The sequence below is a fragment of the Streptomyces sp. NPDC043952 genome (assembly GCF_056435325.1).
Map to the genome: position 1 here is coordinate 40,887 of NZ_JBWKES010000007.1, position 20,124 is coordinate 61,010.

Annotated in this window: 32 protein-coding genes; 30 read left to right on the forward strand and 2 right to left on the reverse strand. The window is 67.9% G+C overall.

What is annotated here, in order from left to right; all coding sequences use genetic code 11:
• Positions 1-10: 10 nt before the first annotated feature.
• The 27 genes from rplB (at position 11) to truA (ending at position 15,353) form a co-directional block, all read left to right on the forward strand.
• Positions 11-847 carry a 50S ribosomal protein L2 gene (rplB, locus tag AC069R_RS10335; RefSeq protein WP_030811669.1) on the forward strand — a complete coding sequence of 279 codons (837 nt, stop codon included), beginning with the start codon at positions 11-13 and terminating at the stop codon, positions 845-847.
• A 12-nt stretch (positions 848-859) separates the two neighbouring features.
• A complete protein-coding gene (gene rpsS, locus AC069R_RS10340) occupies positions 860-1,141 on the forward strand; it encodes a 30S ribosomal protein S19 (RefSeq protein ID WP_031076666.1) in 282 nt (93 codons plus the stop codon).
• Between the two features lie 45 nt (positions 1,142-1,186).
• The gene (gene rplV, locus AC069R_RS10345) at positions 1,187-1,534 is read left to right on the forward strand and encodes a 50S ribosomal protein L22 (RefSeq protein ID WP_019329637.1); all 348 of its coding nucleotides are present in this window, start codon (positions 1,187-1,189) and stop codon (positions 1,532-1,534) included.
• Positions 1,534-2,355 carry a 30S ribosomal protein S3 gene (gene rpsC, locus AC069R_RS10350; protein ID WP_014674374.1) on the forward strand — a complete coding sequence of 274 codons (822 nt, stop codon included), beginning with the start codon at positions 1,534-1,536 and terminating at the stop codon, positions 2,353-2,355. Before rplV ends, rpsC begins: the two co-directional genes overlap by 1 nt.
• Positions 2,356-2,360: 5 nt before the next feature.
• Positions 2,361-2,780, forward strand: coding sequence for a 50S ribosomal protein L16 (gene rplP, locus AC069R_RS10355; protein ID WP_046418010.1), 420 nt, complete (start codon positions 2,361-2,363; stop codon positions 2,778-2,780).
• Complete coding sequence (gene rpmC, locus AC069R_RS10360) at positions 2,780-3,004, forward strand: 50S ribosomal protein L29 (RefSeq protein ID WP_007494763.1); 225 nt, start codon at positions 2,780-2,782, stop codon at positions 3,002-3,004. Before rplP ends, rpmC begins: the two co-directional genes overlap by 1 nt.
• Positions 3,004-3,288 (forward strand): 30S ribosomal protein S17, encoded by a 285-nt coding sequence (rpsQ, locus tag AC069R_RS10365; RefSeq protein WP_018543912.1) that lies wholly within the window; start codon positions 3,004-3,006, stop codon positions 3,286-3,288. Before rpmC ends, rpsQ begins: the two co-directional genes overlap by 1 nt.
• A gap of 103 nt (positions 3,289-3,391) precedes the next feature.
• Positions 3,392-3,760, forward strand: coding sequence for a 50S ribosomal protein L14 (rplN, locus tag AC069R_RS10370; protein WP_003998823.1), 369 nt, complete (start codon positions 3,392-3,394; stop codon positions 3,758-3,760).
• A gap of 2 nt (positions 3,761-3,762) precedes the next feature.
• Positions 3,763-4,086, forward strand: a complete 324-nt coding sequence (gene rplX / locus AC069R_RS10375) for a 50S ribosomal protein L24 (protein ID WP_067045328.1) — start codon at positions 3,763-3,765, stop codon at positions 4,084-4,086.
• Entirely contained in the window at positions 4,086-4,643 is a 558-nt protein-coding gene (rplE, locus tag AC069R_RS10380) for a 50S ribosomal protein L5 (protein ID WP_037657562.1), read from the forward strand. Before rplX ends, rplE begins: the two co-directional genes overlap by 1 nt.
• Before the next feature lie 5 nt (positions 4,644-4,648).
• Positions 4,649-4,834 carry a type Z 30S ribosomal protein S14 gene (locus AC069R_RS10385; RefSeq protein ID WP_003948630.1) on the forward strand — a complete coding sequence of 62 codons (186 nt, stop codon included), beginning with the start codon at positions 4,649-4,651 and terminating at the stop codon, positions 4,832-4,834.
• 211 nt (positions 4,835-5,045) lie between these two features.
• Entirely contained in the window at positions 5,046-5,444 is a 399-nt protein-coding gene (gene rpsH / locus AC069R_RS10390) for a 30S ribosomal protein S8 (protein ID WP_037657563.1), read from the forward strand.
• A gap of 24 nt (positions 5,445-5,468) precedes the next feature.
• A complete protein-coding gene (gene rplF, locus AC069R_RS10395; protein ID WP_397984492.1) occupies positions 5,469-6,008 on the forward strand; it encodes a 50S ribosomal protein L6 in 540 nt (179 codons plus the stop codon).
• Between the two features lie 3 nt (positions 6,009-6,011).
• Positions 6,012-6,395 (forward strand): 50S ribosomal protein L18, encoded by a 384-nt coding sequence (rplR, locus tag AC069R_RS10400; protein WP_030174556.1) that lies wholly within the window; start codon positions 6,012-6,014, stop codon positions 6,393-6,395.
• Between the two features lie 41 nt (positions 6,396-6,436).
• Positions 6,437-7,042, forward strand: a complete 606-nt coding sequence (gene rpsE / locus AC069R_RS10405; RefSeq protein ID WP_003992370.1) for a 30S ribosomal protein S5 — start codon at positions 6,437-6,439, stop codon at positions 7,040-7,042.
• Between the two features lie 2 nt (positions 7,043-7,044).
• Complete coding sequence (gene rpmD, locus AC069R_RS10410) at positions 7,045-7,227, forward strand: 50S ribosomal protein L30 (protein ID WP_003974250.1); 183 nt, start codon at positions 7,045-7,047, stop codon at positions 7,225-7,227.
• Positions 7,228-7,229: 2 nt separating this feature from the next.
• Positions 7,230-7,685 (forward strand): 50S ribosomal protein L15, encoded by a 456-nt coding sequence (gene rplO, locus AC069R_RS10415; RefSeq protein WP_037657572.1) that lies wholly within the window; start codon positions 7,230-7,232, stop codon positions 7,683-7,685.
• Positions 7,686-8,008: 323 nt separating this feature from the next.
• Positions 8,009-9,325, forward strand: a complete 1,317-nt coding sequence (gene secY, locus AC069R_RS10420; RefSeq protein WP_397984491.1) for a preprotein translocase subunit SecY — start codon at positions 8,009-8,011, stop codon at positions 9,323-9,325.
• Positions 9,325-9,990, forward strand: coding sequence for an adenylate kinase (locus AC069R_RS10425; RefSeq protein WP_397984490.1), 666 nt, complete (start codon positions 9,325-9,327; stop codon positions 9,988-9,990). The genes secY and AC069R_RS10425 overlap by 1 nt, the downstream gene beginning before the upstream one ends.
• 103 nt (positions 9,991-10,093) lie before the next feature.
• Positions 10,094-10,933: a type I methionyl aminopeptidase gene (map, locus tag AC069R_RS10430; RefSeq protein ID WP_478766208.1), complete on the forward strand. Its 840-nt coding sequence runs from the start codon at positions 10,094-10,096 to the stop codon at positions 10,931-10,933.
• Positions 10,934-11,099: 166 nt separating this feature from the next.
• Positions 11,100-11,321: a translation initiation factor IF-1 gene (gene infA / locus AC069R_RS10435; RefSeq protein WP_004927214.1), complete on the forward strand. Its 222-nt coding sequence runs from the start codon at positions 11,100-11,102 to the stop codon at positions 11,319-11,321.
• A gap of 60 nt (positions 11,322-11,381) precedes the next feature.
• Positions 11,382-11,495 (forward strand): 50S ribosomal protein L36, encoded by a 114-nt coding sequence (rpmJ, locus tag AC069R_RS10440; protein WP_003998809.1) that lies wholly within the window; start codon positions 11,382-11,384, stop codon positions 11,493-11,495.
• A gap of 191 nt (positions 11,496-11,686) precedes the next feature.
• Positions 11,687-12,067, forward strand: a complete 381-nt coding sequence (gene rpsM, locus AC069R_RS10445; RefSeq protein WP_037657579.1) for a 30S ribosomal protein S13 — start codon at positions 11,687-11,689, stop codon at positions 12,065-12,067.
• Positions 12,068-12,133: 66 nt separating this feature from the next.
• On the forward strand, positions 12,134-12,538 hold the full coding sequence (rpsK, locus tag AC069R_RS10450; protein WP_003956432.1) for a 30S ribosomal protein S11: 405 nt from the start codon (positions 12,134-12,136) through the stop codon (positions 12,536-12,538).
• A gap of 128 nt (positions 12,539-12,666) precedes the next feature.
• On the forward strand, positions 12,667-13,689 hold the full coding sequence (locus tag AC069R_RS10455) for a DNA-directed RNA polymerase subunit alpha (RefSeq protein ID WP_003966937.1): 1,023 nt from the start codon (positions 12,667-12,669) through the stop codon (positions 13,687-13,689).
• 189 nt (positions 13,690-13,878) lie between these two features.
• The gene (rplQ, locus tag AC069R_RS10460) at positions 13,879-14,352 is read left to right on the forward strand and encodes a 50S ribosomal protein L17 (RefSeq protein ID WP_478766211.1); all 474 of its coding nucleotides are present in this window, start codon (positions 13,879-13,881) and stop codon (positions 14,350-14,352) included.
• A gap of 146 nt (positions 14,353-14,498) precedes the next feature.
• A complete protein-coding gene (gene truA, locus AC069R_RS10465) occupies positions 14,499-15,353 on the forward strand; it encodes a tRNA pseudouridine(38-40) synthase TruA (protein WP_478766213.1) in 855 nt (284 codons plus the stop codon).
• A gap of 1 nt (position 15,354) precedes the next feature.
• Here the strand turns inward: truA and AC069R_RS10470 are convergent, their stop codons facing one another.
• The gene (locus AC069R_RS10470) at positions 15,355-16,239 is read right to left on the reverse strand and encodes a hypothetical protein (RefSeq protein ID WP_478766215.1); all 885 of its coding nucleotides are present in this window, start codon (positions 16,237-16,239) and stop codon (positions 15,355-15,357) included.
• A 278-nt stretch (positions 16,240-16,517) separates the two neighbouring features.
• Here AC069R_RS10470 and rplM point away from each other — a divergent pair, with 278 nt between their 5' ends.
• From rplM to glmM, 3 genes are all read left to right on the forward strand, one after another.
• Positions 16,518-16,961, forward strand: coding sequence for a 50S ribosomal protein L13 (gene rplM / locus AC069R_RS10475; protein WP_397984485.1), 444 nt, complete (start codon positions 16,518-16,520; stop codon positions 16,959-16,961).
• Between the two features lie 41 nt (positions 16,962-17,002).
• A complete protein-coding gene (gene rpsI, locus AC069R_RS10480; RefSeq protein ID WP_391083534.1) occupies positions 17,003-17,515 on the forward strand; it encodes a 30S ribosomal protein S9 in 513 nt (170 codons plus the stop codon).
• Between the two features lie 196 nt (positions 17,516-17,711).
• The gene (gene glmM / locus AC069R_RS10485; protein ID WP_478766218.1) at positions 17,712-19,070 is read left to right on the forward strand and encodes a phosphoglucosamine mutase; all 1,359 of its coding nucleotides are present in this window, start codon (positions 17,712-17,714) and stop codon (positions 19,068-19,070) included.
• 105 nt (positions 19,071-19,175) lie between these two features.
• Here glmM and AC069R_RS10490 read toward each other — a convergent pair whose 3' ends face one another.
• Positions 19,176-20,105 carry a DUF389 domain-containing protein gene (locus tag AC069R_RS10490; RefSeq protein WP_397984483.1) on the reverse strand — a complete coding sequence of 310 codons (930 nt, stop codon included), beginning with the start codon at positions 20,103-20,105 and terminating at the stop codon, positions 19,176-19,178.
• Positions 20,106-20,124 lie beyond the last annotated feature (19 nt).

Consider the following 20,124-nt stretch of genomic DNA (forward strand, 5'->3'; position numbering starts at 1 on the left):
GGACTGAGAAATGGGAATCCGCAAGTACAAGCCGACTACGCCGGGCCGTCGTGGCGCCAGCGTCGCCGACTTCGTCGAGGTCACGCGGTCCACGCCGGAGAAGTCGCTGGTCCGTCCCCTGCACAGCAAGGGCGGCCGTAACAACGCCGGTCGTGTGACCGTTCGCCACCAGGGTGGCGGACACAAGCGCGCCTACCGTGTGATCGACTTCCGTCGTCACGACAAGGACGGCGTGCCGGCGAAGGTCGCGCACATCGAGTACGACCCCAACCGCACCGCGCGCATCGCGCTGCTGCACTACGCCGACGGCGAGAAGCGCTACATCCTCGCCCCGCGCAACCTGCAGCAGGGTGACCGCGTCGAGAACGGTCCCGGGGCCGACATCAAGCCGGGCAACAACCTGGCGCTCCGCAACATCCCGGTCGGTACCACGATCCACGCGATCGAGCTCCGTCCCGGTGGCGGTGCCAAGTTCGCCCGTTCCGCCGGTGCCTCCGTGCAGCTGCTCGCGAAGGAGGGCTCCATGGCCCACCTGCGCATGCCGTCCGGCGAGATCCGCCTGGTCGACGTCCGCTGCCGCGCCACCGTCGGCGAGGTCGGCAACGCCGAGCAGAGCAACATCAACTGGGGCAAGGCGGGCCGCAAGCGGTGGCTGGGCGTTCGCCCGACCGTCCGTGGTGTCGTCATGAACCCGGTCGACCACCCGCACGGTGGTGGTGAGGGCCGGACCTCCGGTGGTCGCCACCCTGTGTCCCCGTGGGGCAAGAAGGAAGGCCGTACTCGTTCGCCCAAGAAGGCGTCGAACAAGTACATCGTCCGCCGCCGCAAGACGAACAAGAAGCGCTAAGGACGGGTTGAGATGCCTCGTAGCTTGAAGAAGGGGCCCTTCGTCGACGACCACCTGATCAAGAAGGTGGACTCGCAGAACGAAGCCGGCACCAAGAACGTCATCAAGACCTGGTCCCGTCGCTCGATGATCGTCCCGGCCATGCTCGGCCACACGATCGCGGTGCACAACGGCAAGACCCACATCCCGGTGTTCGTCACCGAGTCGATGGTCGGCCACAAGCTCGGCGAGTTCTCGCCGACGCGCACCTTCCGCGGCCACGTCAAGGACGACCGGAAGTCGAAGCGCCGCTAATCGCGGATCGCATTCAGACAAGTAAGAAACTCTGAAGGGACAACCATGGAAGCCAGGGCCCAGGCGCGGTACATCCGCGTCACGCCCATGAAGGCCCGCCGTGTGGTGGACCTCATCCGTGGCATGGACGCCACGGAGGCCCAGGCTGTTCTGCGATTCGCCCCGCAGGCAGCCTCGGTTCCGGTCGGCAAGGTGCTGGACAGCGCCATCGCCAACGCCGCGCACAACTACGACCACACCGACGCCGACAGCCTCTACATCTCCGAGGCTTACGTCGACGAGGGCCCGACCCTGAAGCGGTTCCGGCCGCGCGCCCAGGGCCGTGCCTACCGGATCCGCAAGCGGACCAGCCACATCACCGTGGTCGTCAGCAGCAAGGAAGGAACCCGGTAATGGGCCAGAAGGTTAACCCGCATGGGTTCCGGCTCGGTGTCACGACCGACTTCAAGTCGCGTTGGTACGCCGACAAGCTGTACAAGGACTACGTCAAGGAAGACGTCGCCATCCGTCGGATGATGACGTCCGGCATGGAGCGCGCCGGCATCTCGAAGGTTGAGATCGAGCGCACCCGTGACCGTGTCCGCGTGGACATCCACACCGCTCGTCCGGGCATCGTCATCGGCCGCCGCGGCGCCGAGGCCGACCGCATCCGCGGTGACCTGGAGAAGCTGACCGGCAAGCAGGTCCAGCTCAACATCCTTGAGGTCAAGAACCCGGAGACGGACGCTCAGCTGGTGGCCCAGGCCGTCGCCGAGCAGCTCTCCTCCCGTGTCTCCTTCCGCCGCGCCATGCGCAAGAGCATGCAGTCGGCGATGAAGGCGGGCGCCAAGGGCATCAAGATCCAGTGCGGTGGCCGCCTCGGCGGCGCCGAGATGTCCCGCTCGGAGTTCTACCGCGAGGGCCGTGTGCCCCTGCACACGCTCCGCGCGAACGTGGACTACGGCTTCTTCGAGGCCAAGACGACCTTCGGCCGCATCGGTGTGAAGGTCTGGATCTACAAGGGCGACGTCAAGAACATCGCCGAGGTCCGCGCCGAGAACGCTGCGGCCCGTGCGGGTAACCGCCCGGCCCGCGGTGGTGCCGACCGCCCGGCCCGTGGTGGCCGCGGTGGCGAGCGGCGCGGTCGCAAGCCGCAGCAGGCTGCCGGCGCCGAGGCCCCCAAGGCCGAGGCTCCCGCCGCCGCTCCGGCTGAGAGCACCGGAACGGAGGCCTGACCGACATGCTGATCCCCCGTAGGGTCAAGCACCGCAAGCAGCACCACCCGAAGCGTGACGGCATGTCCAAGGGTGGCACGCAGGTTGCGTTCGGCGAGTACGGCATCCAGGCGCTGACCCCGGCCTACGTCACGAACCGCCAGATCGAGGCGGCTCGTATCGCGATGACCCGCCACATCAAGCGTGGCGGCAAGGTCTGGATCAACATCTACCCGGACCGTCCCCTCACCAAGAAGCCTGCCGAGACCCGCATGGGTTCCGGTAAGGGTTCTCCGGAGTGGTGGATCGCCAACGTCAAGCCCGGACGCGTCATGTTCGAGCTGTCGTACCCCAACGAGAAGATCGCCCGTGAGGCGCTGACTCGTGCGGCCCACAAGCTGCCGATGAAGTGCCGGATCGTCAAGCGCGAGGCAGGTGAAGCGTGATGTCGGCCGGTACCAAGGCGTCCGAGCTGCGCGAGCTGGGCAACGAGGAGCTTCTGGCGAAGCTCCGCGAGGCCAAGGAAGAACTGTTCAACCTCCGCTTCCAGGCGGCGACGGGGCAGCTCGAGAACCACGGCCGTCTGAAGGCGGTCCGCAAGGACATCGCGCGGATCTACACCCTGATGCGCGAGCGTGAGCTGGGCATCGAAACGGTGGAGAACGCCTGATGAGCGAGAAGAACGTGACTGAGAACGCAGAGGCCCGCGGCTTCCGCAAGACCCGTGAGGGTCTCGTCGTCAGCGACAAGATGGACAAGACCGTCGTCGTCGCCGTCGAGGACCGCGTGAAGCACGCGCTGTACGGCAAGGTCATCCGCCGTACGAACAAGCTCAAGGCGCACGACGAGCAGAACGCCGCGGGTGTCGGCGACCGCGTCCTCCTCATGGAGACCCGGCCGCTGTCCGCGACGAAGCGCTGGCGCGTCGTCGAGATCCTCGAGAAGGCCAAGTAATTCTCCTGCGGGGCAGTCGCCTCGCAGGACAGTTCCGCCAGGCTCGGCAGGGGTTCCGTGACGGGACCCCTGCCGGGAACCGGCAGACATTCAGGAGATAGACGTGATCCAGCAGGAGTCGCGACTGCGTGTCGCCGACAACACTGGTGCGAAGGAGATCCTTTGCATCCGTGTGCTCGGTGGCTCCGGTCGCCGCTACGCGGGCATCGGTGACGTCATCGTCGCCACCGTCAAGGACGCGATCCCCGGTGGCAACGTGAAGAAGGGTGACGTCGTCAAGGCGGTCATCGTTCGCACCGTCAAGGAGCGCCGCCGTCCGGACGGCTCGTACATCCGCTTCGACGAGAACGCCGCCGTCATTCTGAAGAACGACGGCGACCCTCGCGGCACCCGCATCTTCGGCCCGGTCGGCCGTGAGCTGCGCGAGAAGAAGTTCATGAAGATCATCTCGCTCGCGCCGGAGGTGCTGTAAGCATGAAGATCAAGAAGGGCGACCTGGTCCAGGTCATCACCGGCAAGGACAAGGGCAAGCAGGGCAAGGTCATTGCCGCTTACCCGCGCGACGAGCGTGTCCTGGTCGAGGGTGTCAACCGGGTCAAGAAGCACACGAAGGCCGGTCCGACCGCCAGTGGCTCGCAGGCCGGCGGCATCGTGACCACCGAGGCGCCGATCCACGTCTCCAACGTCCAGCTGGTCGTGGAGAAGGATGGCCAGAAGGTCGTCACGCGTGTCGGCTACCGCTTCGACGAAGAGGGCAACAAGATCCGCGTTGCCAAGCGGACGGGTGAGGACATCTGATGGCTACCACCACCACTCCGCGTCTGAAGCAGAAGTACCGTGACGAGATCGCGGGCAAGCTGCGTGACGAGTTCAAGTACGAGAACGTCATGCAGATCCCCGGCCTCGTCAAGATCGTGGTCAACATGGGTGTGGGCGACGCCGCCCGCGACTCCAAGCTGATCGAGGGCGCCATCCGCGACCTCACCACGATCACCGGTCAGAAGCCGGCCGTCACCAAGGCCCGGAAGTCCATCGCGCAGTTCAAGCTGCGTGAGGGTCAGCCGATCGGTGCTCACGTCACGCTCCGTGGCGACCGCATGTGGGAGTTCCTGGACCGCACCCTGTCGCTGGCGCTCCCGCGCATCCGCGACTTCCGCGGCCTGTCCCCCAAGCAGTTCGACGGCCGTGGCAACTACACCTTCGGTCTCACGGAGCAGGTCATGTTCCACGAGATCGACCAGGACAAGATCGACCGCGTCCGGGGTATGGACATCACCGTGGTCACCACGGCGACCAATGACGCTGAGGGCCGCGCGCTCCTTCGTCACCTCGGCTTCCCGTTCAAGGAGGCGTGAGCGAGATGGCGAAGAAGGCTCTGATCGCTAAGGCTGCTCGCAAGCCCAAGTTCGGTGTGCGTGGCTACACCCGCTGCCAGCGCTGCGGCCGCCCGCACTCCGTGTACCGCAAGTTCGGCCTGTGCCGCGTGTGCCTTCGTGAGATGGCTCACCGTGGCGAGCTGCCGGGCGTGACCAAGAGCTCCTGGTAATCCCCACTTTCAGGGATTCCTGGACCTCTCGGTAAGCAACCGGGACGGCAGGGGCGCCGACTCTCATGGCTTAGGCTAGGAGGGTTGGGCCTCTGCCGCCCTGAACGACTTACTACGCCGTAGGTCCCCGCGCCGCACCCGTCCCGTCCCAGTACGGGGAGAGGGATGGCACATATAGGAAACCCCGGCGAGAAAGGCCACAGGCCAATTCATGACCATGACTGATCCGATCGCAGACATGCTTACGCGTCTGCGGAACGCGAACTCGGCTTACCACGACTCGGTGTCGATGCCGCACTCCAAGATCAAGTCGCACATCGCGGAGATCCTCCAGCAGGAGGGCTTCATCACGGGCTGGAAGACCGAGGACGCCGAGGTCGGCAAGAACCTCGTCCTCGAGCTGAAGTTCGGCCCGAACCGTGAGCGCTCCATCGCGGGCATCAAGCGGATCTCCAAGCCCGGTCTCCGGGTGTACGCGAAGTCCACCAACCTGCCCAAGGTGCTGGGCGGCCTCGGCGTGGCGATCATCTCCACGTCGCACGGTCTCCTCACCGACAAGCAGGCCGGCAAGAAGGGCGTGGGTGGGGAAGTCCTCGCCTACGTCTGGTAGCAGAAGGGAACGGAGGAAACAGCTATGTCGCGTATCGGCAAGCTCCCCATCGCGGTTCCCGCCGGCGTGGACGTCACCATCGACGGCCGCACGGTCAAGGTCAAGGGCCCCAAGGGCGAGCTGACCCACACCGTCGTGGCACCGATCGACATCGCCAAGGGCGAGGACGGCACCCTGCAGGTGACCCGCCCCAACGACGAGCGTCAGAACAAGGCCCTGCACGGCCTGTCCCGCACGCTGGTGGCGAACATGATCACCGGCGTGACCCAGGGTTACGTGAAGAAGCTCGAGATCAGCGGTGTCGGTTACCGAGTCACCGCCAAGGGTTCCAACCTGGAGTTCGCTCTCGGTTACAGCCACCCGATCCTGGTCGAGGCCCCGGAAGGCATCTCCTTCAAGGTGGAGACCCCGACCCGTTTCTCGGTCGAGGGCATCGACAAGCAGAAGGTCGGCGAGGTTGCGGCCAACATCCGCAAGCTGCGCAAGCCTGACCCGTACAAGGCCAAGGGCGTCAAGTACGAGGGCGAAGTCATCCGCCGCAAGGTCGGAAAGGCGGGCAAGTAAGCCATGGCATACGGGCAGAAGATCCTCAAGGGCGACGCCTACAAGCGCGCCGCGATCAAGCGCCGTCACATCCGGATCCGCAAGCGGATCGCCGGTACGGCGGAGCGCCCCCGTCTGGTCGTAACCCGCTCCAACCGCCACATCGTGGCGCAGGTGATCGACGACCTGAAGGGTCACACCCTCGCGTCGGCGTCCACGCTGGACACCTCGATCCGCGGTGGCGAGGGCGACAAGTCCGCGCAGGCCAAGCAGGTCGGCGCCCTGGTCGCCGAGCGTGCCAAGGCCGCCGGTGTCGAGGCCGTCGTGTTCGACCGTGGTGGTAACCAGTACGCCGGCCGCATCGCGGCTCTGGCGGACGCCGCCCGCGAGGCCGGGCTCAAGTTCTGAGCCGGTTCCGTAGCTAGCGGAAAAAGAGAGAGGTAATTCCAATGGCTGGACCCCAGCGCCGCGGTGGCGGTGCCGGTGGCGGCGAGCGGCGGGACCGGAAGGGCCGTGACGGCGGCGCTGCTGCCGCCGAGAAGACCGCGTACGTCGAGCGCGTCGTCGCGATCAACCGTGTCGCCAAGGTTGTGAAGGGTGGTCGTCGCTTCAGCTTCACCGCGCTGGTCGTGGTGGGCGACGGTGACGGCACCGTGGGTGTCGGTTACGGCAAGGCCAAGGAGGTGCCGGCCGCCATCGCCAAGGGTGTTGAGGAGGCCAAGAAGCACTTCTTCAAGGTCCCCCGTATCCAGGGCACCATCCCGCACCCGATCCAGGGTGAGAAGGCTGCCGGCGTCGTGCTGCTCAAGCCCGCGTCTCCGGGTACCGGTGTTATCGCCGGTGGTCCGGTGCGCGCCGTGCTCGAGTGCGCCGGTATCCACGACGTGCTGTCGAAGTCGCTCGGCTCCGACAACGCGATCAACATCGTGCACGCGACCGTGGCGGCCCTGAAGGGTCTGCAGCGTCCCGAGGAGATCGCGGCCCGCCGTGGTCTGCCGCTCGAGGACGTCGCTCCCGCCGCTCTGCTGCGTGCGCGTGCCGGGGCGGGTGCGTAATCATGGCGCAGCTCAAGATCACGCAGGTCAAGTCCTACATCGGCAGCAAGCAGAACCACCGCGACACCCTGCGGTCCCTTGGTCTCAAGGGCATCAACACGCAGGTCGTCAAGGAGGACCGCCCCGAGTTCCGCGGCATGGTGCACACCGTCCGCCACCTCGTGACGGTCGAGGAGGTCGACTGATCATGGCGGAGCAGAACCCGCTCAAGATCCACAACCTCCGTCCCGCCCCGGGCGCCAAGACCGCGAAGACCCGTGTGGGTCGCGGTGAGGCGTCGAAGGGTAAGACGGCCGGTCGTGGCACCAAGGGCACCAAGGCCCGTTACCAGGTTCCGGAGCGCTTTGAGGGTGGCCAGATGCCCCTCCACATGCGTCTCCCGAAGCTCAAGGGCTTCAAGAACCCGTTCAAGACCGAGTACCAGGTCGTCAACCTGGACAAGCTGGCCGCGCTCTACCCGCAGGGTGGCGAGGTCACCGTCCAGGACCTGGTCGACAAGGGTGCCGTTCGCAAGAACAGCCTCGTCAAGGTCCTCGGCCAGGGCGAGATCTCCGTGGCGCTCCAGGTGACGGTCGACGCCGTCTCCGGGTCCGCCAAGGAGAAGATCACCGCTGCCGGCGGTACGGTCACCGAGCTCGTCTGAGCCCGGCGGCACCGCCGCGTACGCGACAGGGCCGGGCAGTTCCCTCCGGGGGCTGCCCGGTCCTTCGCGTTTTCCGGAAACCGGCATGGATCCGGCCGGCTCGGGGGAAGATCGAGCCACCCGCCGGCGCACACCAACGGGGCTGACGGGCTGGCGAACTTCACCAGGCTGGGCGCGCACTGTTAGAGTCCTTGAGGTCCACCTGTGCCCGCGCGTGAGACGTCGTACGGCGACGGGGTGGCAGAAAACATCGTTCGGCCCGTTGGGCCTTGTTGATACGACTAGTCCCTATCGCGCGCGTCGCGGGGGTCGCAGGAGGAACCGTGCTCACCGCGTTCGCCCGGGCGTTCAGGACGCCCGACCTGCGTAAGAAACTACTCTTCACGCTGGGCATCATCGTGGTCTACCGGGTCGGGACCCACATCCCGATCCCCGGCGTCAGCTACAAGGCCGTCCAGCAGTGCATGGACGAGGCGTCCGCCAACCAGGGCCTGTTCGGCCTGGTCAACATGTTCAGCGGCGGCGCGCTGCTCCAGATCACGATCTTCGCCCTCGGCATCATGCCGTACATCACGGCGAGCATCATTCTCCAGCTGCTGACCGTGGTCATCCCGCGCCTGGAAGCCCTCAAGAAGGAGGGGCAGGCCGGCACCACGAAGATCACGCAGTACACCCGGTACCTGACGGTGGCGCTGGCCGTCCTCCAGGGCACCGGTCTGGTGGCCACCGCGCGCAGCGGTGCCCTCTTCAGCGGCTGCCCGGTCGCCAACGGGATCGTCCCCGACCAGTCGATCTTCACCACGATCACGATGGTCGTCTGCATGACCGCCGGTACCTGTGTCGTCATGTGGCTCGGCGAGCTGATCACCGACCGCGGCATCGGCAACGGCATGTCGATCCTGATGTTCATCTCGATCGCCGCGACCTTCCCCTCCGCGCTGTGGGCCATCAAGAAGCAGGGCACCCTGGCCGGCGGCTGGATCGAGTTCGGCACCGTGATCCTGGTCGGCCTGGTCATGGTCGCGCTCGTGGTCTTCGTCGAGCAGGCCCAGCGCCGCATCCCGGTCCAGTACGCGAAGCGGATGATCGGCCGCCGGTCCTACGGCGGTACGTCCACCTACATCCCGCTCAAGGTGAACCAGGCGGGTGTGATCCCCGTCATCTTCGCCTCGTCGCTGCTGTACATCCCGGCGCTTGTGGCGCAGTTCGCGGGCGGCAACTCGGGCTGGAAGTCCTGGATCGAGCAGAACCTGACCAAGCAGGGCGAGAGCCCCGTGTACATCGTTCTGTACTTCCTGCTCATCGTGTTCTTCGCGTTCTTCTACGTGGCGATCTCCTTCAACCCCGAAGAAGTCGCCGACAACATGAAGAAGTATGGTGGCTTCATCCCGGGCATCCGGGCTGGCCGACCGACCGCTGAGTACCTTTCGTACGTGCTCAACCGGATCACCTGGCCGGGTTCGCTGTATCTGGGTCTGATCGCTCTCGTACCGACAATGGCGTTGGTCGGCTTCGGAGCAAGCCAGAACTTCCCCTTCGGCGGTACCAGCATCCTGATCATCGTGGGTGTCGGTCTCGAGACGGTGAAGCAGATCGAGAGCCAGCTCCAGCAGCGCAATTACGAAGGGTTCCTCCGCTGATGCGTATCGTCCTCGTCGGGCCGCCCGGTGCCGGTAAGGGAACGCAGGCCGTCCGGCTCGCCGAGAAGCTGGCCGTCCCGCACATCTCCACGGGCGACCTGTTCCGGGCCAACATCAGCCGGCAGACCGAGCTGGGCAAGCTCGCGAAGTCCTACATGGACGCCGGCAACCTCGTACCCGACGAGGTCACCATCGCCATGGCGAAGGACCGGATGGAGCAGCCGGACGCCGTGAACGGCTTCCTGCTCGACGGTTTCCCGCGCAACGTCGCCCAGGCCGAGGCGCTGGACGAGCTGCTGCGCACCGAGAAGATGACGCTCGACGCGGTGCTGGACCTGGAGGCCCCCGAGGACGAGGTGGTCAAGCGCATCGCCGGCCGCCGGATCTGCCGCAAGGACTCCTCGCACGTCTTCCACGTGGCGTACAACGCTCCCCGGCAGGAGGGCGTCTGCGACATCTGCGGCGGCGAGCTGTACCAGCGCGCCGACGACTCCGAGGACACCGTGCGCACGCGCCTGGAGGTCTACCACACGCAGACCGAGCCCATCATCGACTACTACAAGTCGCAGGGCCTGGTCCGCACGATCTCCGCGATGGGCCCGGTGGACGAGGTCACCGAGCGCGCGCTGGAGGCGCTCAAGAGCGAGCAGGCCGAGAACCACTGAGTCCGGCCGCCTTACCGGCCGCGGTGCCCTGACGGGGGCGCCGCGGCCGTAGTGTTGTACAGGTACACCCAGCCGACGTGAGTGACGGAGAGCGCAGGCCCCCATGGTGCAGATCAAGACGCCCGAGCAGATCGCCAAGATGCGTGCGGCGGGCCTGGTCGTCGCCGCGATCCACGCGGCCACCCGTGAGGCCGCGGTGCCCGGCGCCTCCACGAAGGACCTGGACGAGGTCGCGCGCAAGGTGCTCGCCGAGCACGGCGCCAAGTCGAACTTCCTGGGCTACGGCGGCTTCCCCGCGACCATCTGCACCTCCGTGAACGACGTGGTGGTGCACGGCATCCCCTCCGAGGACGTCGTCCTCAAGGACGGCGACATCATCTCCATCGACTGCGGCGCGATCGTGGACGGCTGGCACGGCGACGCGGCGTACACCGCCTTCGTCGGCTCCGGCCACGCCCCGGAGCTGATCGAGCTGTCGCGGGTCACCGAGGGCTCGATGTGGGCCGGCATCGCCGCGATGAAGCTGGGCAACCGGCTGGTCGACATCTCCCGCGCCATCGAGACGTACATCCGCCGCCAGCCCAAGCCGGGCGGCGGCAAGTACGGGATCATCGAGGACTACGGCGGCCACGGCATCGGCACCGAGATGCACATGGACCCGCACCTGCTGAACTACGTCGAGCGGCGGCGCGGCAAGGGCCCCAAGCTGGTCCCCGGTTTCTGCCTGGCCATCGAGCCCATGGTCTCCCTCGGCACCCCGCGCACCGAGGTCCTGGAGGACGACTGGACGGTCATCACGACCGACGGCACCTGGTCCTCCCACTGGGAGCACTCGGTCGCGCTGACCGAGGAGGGGCCACTGGTGCTCACCGCGGTCGACGGCGGCAAGGCGAAGCTGGCGGAGTTCGGCATCACGGCCGCTCCCGACCCCCTCGCCGGGTGAACACGGCTCGCATAGGGGGCGCCCCGGTGGGGAAGACTCAGTCGATTCGCGTTTCGGGTTCCTCCGACGTAGACTGACTCGTCGGCTCTCGTGCACCCGCATGTCCGCATGCGCCCGTAAGGGACGCAGGGGAGTCGATCAAGGTAGTCGATTCGAAGGGCGAAGCGTGGCCAAGAAGCAAGGTGCCATCGAGATCGAGGGCACTGTCGTCGAGTCTCTGCCGAACGCCATGTTCAGGGTCGAGCTCCAGAACGGCCACCAGGTCCTGGCACACATCAGCGGCAAGATGCGTATGCACTACATCCGTATCCTCCCTGACGACCGGGTCGTGGTGGAGCTTTCTCCGTACGACCTGACGCGTGGCCGGATCGTCTACCGGTACAAGTAGATCTTGCCCGCGCATCGGGTCCGCCCGGTGCGATGGCACTGACCCGGAGAACCTCACCCCATGAAGGTCAAGCCGAGCGTCAAGAAGATCTGCGACAAGTGCAGGGTGATCCGCCGTCACGGTCGGGTCATGGTCATTTGCGAGAACCCGCGCCACAAGCAGCGCCAGGGCTGACGCACGACCACCCTCTCTGCACCTCTATCGCAGAGTTTTCGCGCGACGCGAGCTGAATTGTTCATACGCAGAACCCGAGCCCACCAGCTCGACACCCCCGGTTCGGAGGCCGGGGACCCGGTCCGTACCTCATACGGCGGCCGGGAGCCGGTTCTGCGGAAGACCTCCGAAGATTCACCAGGAGCCATTGAATGGCACGCGTTTCCGGTGTTGACATCCCGCGCGAAAAGCGCGTGGAGGTCGCCCTCACCTACGTGTTCGGCATCGGCCGGACCCTCTCGAAGGAGACGCTGGCTGCGACCGGCGTCGACCCGAACACCCGCGTCCGCGACCTGAGCGAAGAGCAGCTCGTCGCGATCCGCGAGTACGTCGACAGCAACATCAAGACCGAGGGTGACCTCCGTCGCGAGATCCAGGCCGACATCCGCCGCAAGGTCGAGATCGGCTGCTACCAGGGTCTCCGTCACCGTCGCGGTCTGCCCGTCCGCGGTCAGCGCACCAGCACCAACGCCCGCACCCGCAAGGGCCCGCGTCGCGCCATCGCCGGCAAGAAGAAGCCGGGCAAGAAGTAGTCCGCAGCGGACCTCTGTCCACGGTCTTCGCTGTAGGACCGACCACCTCCCTCTAGGAGTTTGTAGATGCCCCCCAAGGGTCGTCAGGGCGCTGCCAAGAAGGTGCGCCGCAAGGAAAAGAAGAACGTCGCTCACGGCCACGCGCACATCAAGAGCACGTTCAACAACACGATCGTCTCGATCACCGACCCCTCGGGCAACGTGATCTCCTGGGCCTCCGCCGGCCACGTCGGCTTCAAGGGTTCCCGGAAGTCGACGCCGTTCGCCGCGCAGATGGCCGCCGAGTCGGCTGCCCGCCGCGCCCAGGAGCACGGCATGCGCAAGGTCGACGTGTTCGTCAAGGGTCCGGGTTCCGGTCGTGAGACCGCGATCCGCTCCCTCCAGGCCACGGGCCTCGAGGTCGGCTCCATCCAGGACGTCACCCCGACCCCGCACAACGGCTGCCGCCCGCCGAAGCGCCGCCGCGTCTGACGCACAGCGCTCCGCTGGTTTCGCGGTTGCGGGCGGTACGGCCTCTGTGAGGAGGCCGTACCGCCCGTACCCTTGCAGTACAGAGTCGGGCGTCAAATAGCGGGCGCCCCTGACTGAAGGACTCATCCATGCTGATCGCTCAGCGTCCCTCGTTGACCGAAGAGGTCGTCGACGAGTTCCGCTCCCGGTTCGTGATCGAGCCGCTGGAGCCGGGCTTCGGCTACACCCTCGGCAACTCGCTCCGCCGTACCCTCCTGTCCTCGATCCCCGGTGCCGCTGTCACCAGCATCCGGATCGACGGCGTGCTGCACGAGTTCACCACCGTGCCGGGCGTCAAGGAGGACGTCACCGACCTGATCCTCAACATCAAGCAGCTGGTCGTCTCCTCGGAGCACGACGAGCCGGTCGTGATGTACCTGCGCAAGCAGGGTCCGGGTCTGGTCACCGCCGCCGACATCGCGCCCCCGGCCGGTGTCGAGGTGCACAACCCCGACCTCGTCCTCGCCACGCTCAACGGCAAGGGCAAGCTGGAGATGGAGCTGACCGTCGAGCGCGGTCGCGGCTACGTCTCCGCCGTGCAGAACAAGCAGGTGGGCCAGGAGATCGGCCGTATCCCGGTCGACTCCATCTACTCGCCGGTTCTCAAGGTCACGTACAAGGTCGAGGCCACGCGTGTCGAGCAGCGCACCGACTTCGACAAGCTGATCGTGGATGTCGAGACCAAGCAGGCGATGCGTCCGCGTGACGCCATGGCCTCCGCGGGCAAGACCCTGGTCGAGCTGTTCGGTCTCGCGCGCGAGCTGAACATCGACGCCGAGGGCATCGACATGGGTCCGTCCCCGACGGACGCCGCGCTCGCCGCCGACCTGGCGCTGCCGATCGAGGAGCTGGAGCTCACGGTCCGCTCCTACAACTGCCTCAAGCGCGAGGGCATCCACTCCGTGGGTGAGCTCGTGGCGCGTTCCGAGGCCGACCTGCTGGACATCCGCAACTTCGGTGCGAAGTCCATCGACGAGGTCAAGGCGAAGCTGGCCGGCATGGGCCTGGCGCTCAAGGACAGCCCGCCCGGATTCGACCCCACCGCCGCGGCGGACGCGTTCGGCGCGGACGACGACGCGGACGCGGGCTTCGTCGAGACCGAGCAGTACTGAGCGCTCCGCGAGGAGGCCGTACTGCGGCTGCGGGCCGGCTGTGGCCGGTCGCGCAGTTTCCCGCGCCCCTTCGGGGGCGCGGACCCTCCGGGTGTCCATGAGGCGCCCGGATCTCCGACGGGCAACCGCTCGCTCGGATACTGACTCCGGTACCTGATACGGCCGGGGCAGACACACAGGAGAAGAACAATGCCGAAGCCCACCAAGGGTGCCCGTCTGGGCGGCAGCGCCGCGCACGAGAAGCTGCTCCTCGCCAACCTGGCGAAGAGCCTCTTCGAGCACGGCCGCATCACCACCACCGAGGCCAAGGCCCGCCGCCTGCGTCCGTACGCCGAGCGTCTGGTCACCAAGGCGAAGAAGGGCGACCTTCACAACCGCCGCCAGGTGCTCCAGGTCATCACGGACAAGAGCGTCGTGCACACGCTGTTCACCGAGATCGGCCCGCGGTACGAGAACCGTCCCGGTGGCTACACCCGCATCACCAAGATCGGTAACCGCCGTGGCGACAACGCGCCCATGGCCGTCATCGAGCTGGTCGAGGCGCTGACGGTGCAGCAGACGGCCGTGGGCGAGGCCGAGGCCGCGACGAAGCGTTCCGCCAAGGACGCCGAAGAGGCTCAGGCCCCCGTCGAGGCTGCGGCTGAGGAGTCGAAGGACGCGTAAGCGTTCTGCCGGGGGCTGTGCGGCGGCGGCTGCGGCGCTCGTCGTGGCTGGTCGCGCAGTTCCCCGCGCCCCTTCGGGGGCGTGTTTGCGGGTCCGTTCCTTTCCAAGGGGCGGGCCCGCTTTTTTGTGGCTGAGAGGATCTGTGTGTGAGTGACGAAGCGCTGCCCGGACATGTACGCATCCGCCTCGACCTCTCCTACGACGGCACCGATTTCCACGGCTGGGCCAAGCAGGCCGGCGGGAAGCGGACCGTTCAGGGGGAGATCGAGGACGCGCTGCGCACGGTGACGCGGTCGAAGGAGACGTACGAGCTGACCGTGGCCGGGCGCACCGATGCCGGGGTGCACGCGCGCGGGCAGGTGGCGCACGTCGACCTGCCGGCCGGGCTGTGGGCGGAGCACCGCGAGAAGCTGCTCAAGCGGCTCGCCGGGCGGCTGCCGAAGGACGTGCGGATCTGGCGGCTGACCGAGGCGCCGGAGGGCTTCAACGCCCGGTTCTCGGCGATCTGGCGGCGGTACGCGTACCGGGTCACCGACCACCCCGGCGGTGTGGACCCGCTGCTGCGCGGCCATGTGCTCTGGCACGACTGGCCGCTCGACGTGGACGCTATGAACGAGGCCGCGCGGGCGCTGCTCGGCGAGCACGACTTCGCGGCGTACTGCAAGAAGCGCGAGGGCGCGACCACCATCCGCACGCTCCAGGAGCTGAGCCTGGTGCGGGGCGCGGACGGGGTGATCACGGCGACGGTCCGGGCGGACGCGTTCTGCCACAACATGGTGCGCTCGCTGATCGGCGCGCTGCTGTTCGTCGGCGACGGGCACCGGGGCCCGCAGTGGCCCGGAAAGGTGCTGGCCGCGGGGGTGCGCGACTCCGCTGTCCATGTCGTACGGCCCCACGGGCTGACCCTGGAGGAGGTCGGCTACCCCGCCGACGAGCTGCTGGCCGCCCGGAACAAGGAGGCCCGCAACAAGCGCACGCTGCCGCCGGCGGGGTGCTGCTGAGCTACTGGTTCGCCGCCGCCGACGCCTGGGCCTGGCCGCGGCGGTGGATCTGCTCGAAGGTGAACTCCGCCACGTCGTCGCCGGCGCGGAAGACCGCGGTGTCCTTGGTGGTGACGTTCCTGCCGTTGGTGAAGCCGGCGAGGGTGAAGTAGGCGTAGCGGCCGTAGGCGTTGCGGGTGGAGCGGCAGGTCGCGCCGTCGCAGAAGGCGGGGACGCCCTTGCCGGGCAGCGCGCGCACGATGCTGTGGTCGTCCGTCTGCCGGCGGGCCTTCGTGGCGCGGGCCTCGGTGTCGAACAGGGCGACGCCGACGGTGACCGCGATGTCGCCGTTGGTGTACGTGGCGCGCAGGACGCGGGTGCAGCCGTCGGCGGTGACGATCTTGGGCAGGGAGCCGCCGGTCGCCGTGGCACAGTCGGTGGTGTCGCCGGTGGCGCCCTTCTTGTACACCGTGCCGCCCATGGTGAGCCGGGTGCCGGGGAACAGGGTGGCGGGGCTCAGCGGGGCGGTGTCCTTCCTGGCGCTGGATATGAAGACCTTCGGGTCCAGCGGCGGCGGGGCGCTGGTGGGCGCGAAGGACGGCGCGGTGGGGGAGCCGTGGGGCAGCGAGGCGCTGGGCGCCTGCGTGGGGTGTCCGGAGGCGTCGTCGTGGCGGTTCGCGGAGACGACGGCCAGGGCGACGGCGGCGCCGACGGCGACCGTGGCGAGCGCGCCGCCGCCGATGAACAGCAGCTTGCGCCGCTTGCCGCGGGCCTCGGAGGCCGCCGCGAGCGCGGCCCAGTCGGGTGTTCCCTCGTCGCCGCCGCCGCTCCAGGGCTGCTGGGGCTGCTCGGATTGCGGTTTCCAGGGATCCCACTGAGATTGGGGTCCCCCCTGCCCGTAACTCATGGGGCGCATCTTAGACGCGGGGGATCACGGGGGAGTACCGCGCGGCGGCCCGCCGGGCGGCCTGCCTCGTTTTGACCCGTCCGGGGGCCGCCAGGTAACCTGCTTCTTCGTTGTGTATTGGCTTGCTCATTCTCACGGGACGGGCCCTTACACCGGTCCACCGGGCCGATGACCAGCGATTCAGCACGCGGTTTGCGTCACCGCGGTGCGATCGAGGCTGTCGTGATCGTTTCGGTGACCTGTTCAGGACCATTCACTCGAAGCGAAGGCTACGAACCGTGCGTACGTACAGCCCCAAGCCCGGCGATGTGACGCGCCAGTGGCACGTCATCGACGCTCAGGACGTCGTCCTGGGTCGTCTCGCCACCACTGCCGCATCCCTCCTCCGGGGCAAGCACAAGGCGATCTACGCGCCGCATGTCGACACCGGTGACTTCGTCATCATCATCAACGCCGACAAGGTGCACCTGTCCGGCAACAAGCGGACCCAGAAGATGGCGTACCGCCACTCCGGCTACCCGGGTGGTCTGCGGTCGGTCCGGTACGACGACCTGCTGGCCAACAACCCCGAGAAGGCCGTCGAGAAGGCCGTCAAGGGCATGCTCCCCAAGAACTCCCTGGGCCGTCAGATGCTCTCGAAGCTGAAGGTCTACAAGGGTGACCAGCACCCGCACGCTGCCCAGCAGCCGGTGCCGTTCGAGATCACCCAGGTCGCGCAGTAAGTCCGGCCACCCCCAAAGCTGAAGAGAATCTGAGGAGAATCGTGGCCGAGACCACTGCCGAGCAGCCGCTCGAAGAGATCGACATCGACAGCTACACCACCGAGTCCGAGGTGCCCGTCGAGGGCGAGTACACCTCGGAGTCCATGGCCTCCCGCTTCGGCGAGCCCCAGCCGGCCGCCGGCCTGGGCCGCCGCAAGAACGCCATTGCCCGCGTCCGGATCGTTCCGGGCACCGGCAAGTGGAAGATCAACGGCCGCACCCTTGAGGACTACTTCCCGAACAAGGTGCACCAGCAGGAGGTCAACGAGCCCTTCAAGGTGCTCGAGCTCGAGGGCCGTTACGACGTCATCGCCCGCATCGCGGGTGGCGGTGTCTCCGGTCAGGCCGGTGCGCTCCGTCTCGGTGTCGCCCGTGCGCTGAACGAGGCGGACGTCGACAACAACCGTGGTGCCCTGAAGAAGGCCGGCTTCCTGCGCCGCGACGACCGCGCGGTCGAGCGGAAGAAGGCCGGTCTGAAGAAGGCCCGCAAGGCTCCGCAGTACAGCAAGCGCTAAAGAAACCCGAGCTGCCTGCTCGTACTCCGAACGCCCCGGCGGCACGCCACATGTGCCGTCGGGGCGTTCGTTTATCTCAGCCAAGGGCGTATAACGACACAAGACGCTCAAAGGCTTGTGTGATCGGATGGCGAGGCGCCTCCCATCGATGCGGCGCCCGTCCGTTTACGCCATCGACGCTTCCTCAGGAGGACAAGTGGGACGACTCTTCGGCACGGACGGCGTGCGCGGTGTCGCCAACGCGGATCTGACCGCCGAGATGGCCCTCGGCCTCTCCGTGGCCGCGGCGCATGTGCTGGCCGAGGCGGGTACCTTCGCGGGCCACCGGCCGACGGCCGTGGTCGGCCGGGACCCGCGCGCGTCCGGGGAGTTCCTGGAGGCCGCGGTGGTCGCGGGCCTGGCGAGCGCGGGCGTGGACGTCCTGACGGTCGGGGTGCTGCCGACGCCGGCGGTGGCCCACCTCACCGGCGCGCTCGGCGCCGACCTCGGTGTGATGCTCTCCGCGAGCCACAACGCCATGCCGGACAACGGCATCAAGTTCTTCGCCCGCGGCGGTCACAAGCTCGCCGACGAGCTGGAGGACCGGATCGAGGCGGTCTACGAGTCGCACCGGCACGGTGAGCCCTGGCAGCGTCCGACGGGCGCCGGGGTGGGGCGCCTGCGCCCGTACGGCGAGGGTTTCGAGCAGTACGTCGGCCATCTGCTGGCGGCGCTGCCCAACCGGCTCGACGGGCTGAAGATCGTCCTGGACGAAGCGCACGGCGCGGCCTCGGGGGTCTCGCCGGAGGCGTTCGGCCGGGCCGGTGCGCAGGTCGTCACGATCGGCGCGGAGCCGGACGGGCTCAACATCAACGACGGGTACGGCTCGACCCACCTGAGCCGGCTGAAGGCGGCGGTGGTCGAGCACGGCGCGGATCTCGGCATCGCGCACGACGGTGACGCCGACCGGTGCCTCGCGGTGGACCACACCGGCGAGGAGGTCGACGGCGACCAGATCCTCGCGGTGCTGGCGCTGGCGCTGCGGGAGCGGTCCGCGCTGCGGGCCGACACCGTGGTGGCGACGGTGATGTCCAACCTCGGCTTCAAGCTGGCGATGGAGAAGGCCGGGATCCGGCTGGTGCAGACGGCGGTCGGGGACCGGTACGTGCTGGAGGAGATGAAGCAGCACGGGTTCGCGCTCGGCGGCGAGCAGTCCGGGCATGTGATCATCCTCGACCACGCGACGACGGGTGACGGGACGCTGACGGGGCTGCTGCTGGCGGCGCGGGTGGCGCAGAGCGGTCGCAGTCTGCGGGAACTGGCGTCCGTGATGGAGCGGTTGCCGCAGGTGCTGATCAATGTGCCGGACGTGGACAAGTCGCGGGTGCGGACGTCGGCCGACCTCGCTGCCGCCGTGTCCGAGGCGGAGCGCGAACTCGGGGCGACGGGGCGGGTGTTGTTGCGGCCGTCGGGTACGGAGCCGTTGGTGCGGGTGATGGTCGAGGCGGCGGACATCGAGCAGGCGCGGTCGGTGGCGTCCCGGCTCGCCGATGCGGTGAAGTCCGCGCTGGGATAGTTCCGGGCGCGTCCGGGGGCCGGGGCTGTGCGTCGCGGGCCGGGGGTTCGTCATGGCTGGCCGCGCCCGCGCGGCGGAGCCGCGTATGGACACAGCCCCGCGCCCCTAGGGGAGTTGCTGCCGGCGCTTCCAGAGAAGTTGCTGTGCCAGCAGCGTGAGCGTTCCCGCCAGGATGATGCCCAGCAGGTTCAGCAGGAGTTGGTCGGTCGAGCCCAGGGTCTGGGTGGTGTCGCCGTAGGCCAGGGCGATCGCGGCGTTGGCGGCGGCGGGGACCGTGGTGACGGAGATGGCGACGCCCACCAGTGCGGCGGACTTGGCGGAGGTCAGGGAGAGGGTGCCGGCCACGCCCGCCAGCAGCGCCACGATGAACGAGAAGGCGTCCGGGGCGTAGACGAACGCGGTGTTCGGGCGCCGGCCCTCCAGGGCGGAGCGGTGGAACAGGCCGACGGCGTCCATGAACAGGGTGAAGAGGACCGTCACCGCCATCGCCACCGCGAAGCCCACGAGCAGCGCGGTCAGCGAGCGCAGCGCCAGGCGCGGATGGCGCCGTACCGTGGCCGTGCAGATGCCGGCCAGCGGGCCGAACTCCGGTCCCACGGCCATGGCGCCGACGATCAGGATGGCGTTGTCCAGCACCACACCGCAGGCCGCGATCATCGTGGCCAGCGTGATGAAGGCGACGTAGGTGACCGACAGCGTCGACTCCTCGTGGGTGGCCTCGGTCAGGCCCTCCCACAGCACCGCGTCCGCGCCCTCGCCCGGCGCGTCCCGCTCCGCCTGGTCGGCGCGCCGGGACAGCGACAGGTCGATGTTCTCCACGGCGATCGAGCCGGTGTCGTCAAGCCCCAGGCGCCGCAGCCCGGCGATCAGGGCGTCGCCCGCCTCGCGCGCGACATCGCACATCACCAGGTCTCCGGCCGGCTCGCGGGCGGCCCCCGGTATGACCGCGAGGTGGGTGGTGCCGACCGTTTCCCGGATCAGCCGCACCACCTCGTCGGTCCGTTCGGCCGGGGTGATCAGGCGCAGATGCAGCATGGCGCCTTTGTAGCAGGTG

Bases quoted from the DNA above. Each gene is read 5' to 3' on its own strand.
- rplR (WP_030174556.1), top strand. From the start codon at position 6,012: ATGGCATACGGGCAGAAGATCCTCAAGGGCGACGCCTACAAGCGCGCC.
- rplF (WP_397984492.1), top strand. From the start codon at position 5,469: ATGTCGCGTATCGGCAAGCTCCCCATCGCGGTTCCCGCCGGCGTGGAC.
- rplO (WP_037657572.1), top strand. From the start codon at position 7,230: ATGGCGGAGCAGAACCCGCTCAAGATCCACAACCTCCGTCCCGCCCCG.
- AC069R_RS10470 (WP_478766215.1), bottom strand. From the start codon at position 16,239: ATGAGTTACGGGCAGGGGGGACCCCAATCTCAGTGGGATCCCTGGAAA.
- rplX (WP_067045328.1), top strand. From the start codon at position 3,763: ATGAAGATCAAGAAGGGCGACCTGGTCCAGGTCATCACCGGCAAGGAC.
- rpmC (WP_007494763.1), top strand. From the start codon at position 2,780: ATGTCGGCCGGTACCAAGGCGTCCGAGCTGCGCGAGCTGGGCAACGAG.
- rpsE (WP_003992370.1), top strand. From the start codon at position 6,437: ATGGCTGGACCCCAGCGCCGCGGTGGCGGTGCCGGTGGCGGCGAGCGG.
- rplQ (WP_478766211.1), top strand. From the start codon at position 13,879: ATGCCGAAGCCCACCAAGGGTGCCCGTCTGGGCGGCAGCGCCGCGCAC.
- AC069R_RS10425 (WP_397984490.1), top strand. From the start codon at position 9,325: ATGCGTATCGTCCTCGTCGGGCCGCCCGGTGCCGGTAAGGGAACGCAG.
- AC069R_RS10385 (WP_003948630.1), top strand. From the start codon at position 4,649: ATGGCGAAGAAGGCTCTGATCGCTAAGGCTGCTCGCAAGCCCAAGTTC.
- rpsM (WP_037657579.1), top strand. From the start codon at position 11,687: ATGGCACGCGTTTCCGGTGTTGACATCCCGCGCGAAAAGCGCGTGGAG.
- rplE (WP_037657562.1), top strand. From the start codon at position 4,086: ATGGCTACCACCACCACTCCGCGTCTGAAGCAGAAGTACCGTGACGAG.
- AC069R_RS10455 (WP_003966937.1), top strand. From the start codon at position 12,667: ATGCTGATCGCTCAGCGTCCCTCGTTGACCGAAGAGGTCGTCGACGAG.
- rpmJ (WP_003998809.1), top strand. From the start codon at position 11,382: ATGAAGGTCAAGCCGAGCGTCAAGAAGATCTGCGACAAGTGCAGGGTG.
- map (WP_478766208.1), top strand. From the start codon at position 10,094: ATGGTGCAGATCAAGACGCCCGAGCAGATCGCCAAGATGCGTGCGGCG.
- AC069R_RS10490 (WP_397984483.1), bottom strand. From the start codon at position 20,105: ATGCTGCATCTGCGCCTGATCACCCCGGCCGAACGGACCGACGAGGTG.
- rpsK (WP_003956432.1), top strand. From the start codon at position 12,134: ATGCCCCCCAAGGGTCGTCAGGGCGCTGCCAAGAAGGTGCGCCGCAAG.
- rpsS (WP_031076666.1), top strand. From the start codon at position 860: ATGCCTCGTAGCTTGAAGAAGGGGCCCTTCGTCGACGACCACCTGATC.
- rpsH (WP_037657563.1), top strand. From the start codon at position 5,046: ATGACCATGACTGATCCGATCGCAGACATGCTTACGCGTCTGCGGAAC.
- rpmD (WP_003974250.1), top strand. From the start codon at position 7,045: ATGGCGCAGCTCAAGATCACGCAGGTCAAGTCCTACATCGGCAGCAAG.
- rplV (WP_019329637.1), top strand. From the start codon at position 1,187: ATGGAAGCCAGGGCCCAGGCGCGGTACATCCGCGTCACGCCCATGAAG.
- rpsC (WP_014674374.1), top strand. From the start codon at position 1,534: ATGGGCCAGAAGGTTAACCCGCATGGGTTCCGGCTCGGTGTCACGACC.
- rplP (WP_046418010.1), top strand. From the start codon at position 2,361: ATGCTGATCCCCCGTAGGGTCAAGCACCGCAAGCAGCACCACCCGAAG.
- rplB (WP_030811669.1), top strand. From the start codon at position 11: ATGGGAATCCGCAAGTACAAGCCGACTACGCCGGGCCGTCGTGGCGCC.
- rpsQ (WP_018543912.1), top strand. From the start codon at position 3,004: ATGAGCGAGAAGAACGTGACTGAGAACGCAGAGGCCCGCGGCTTCCGC.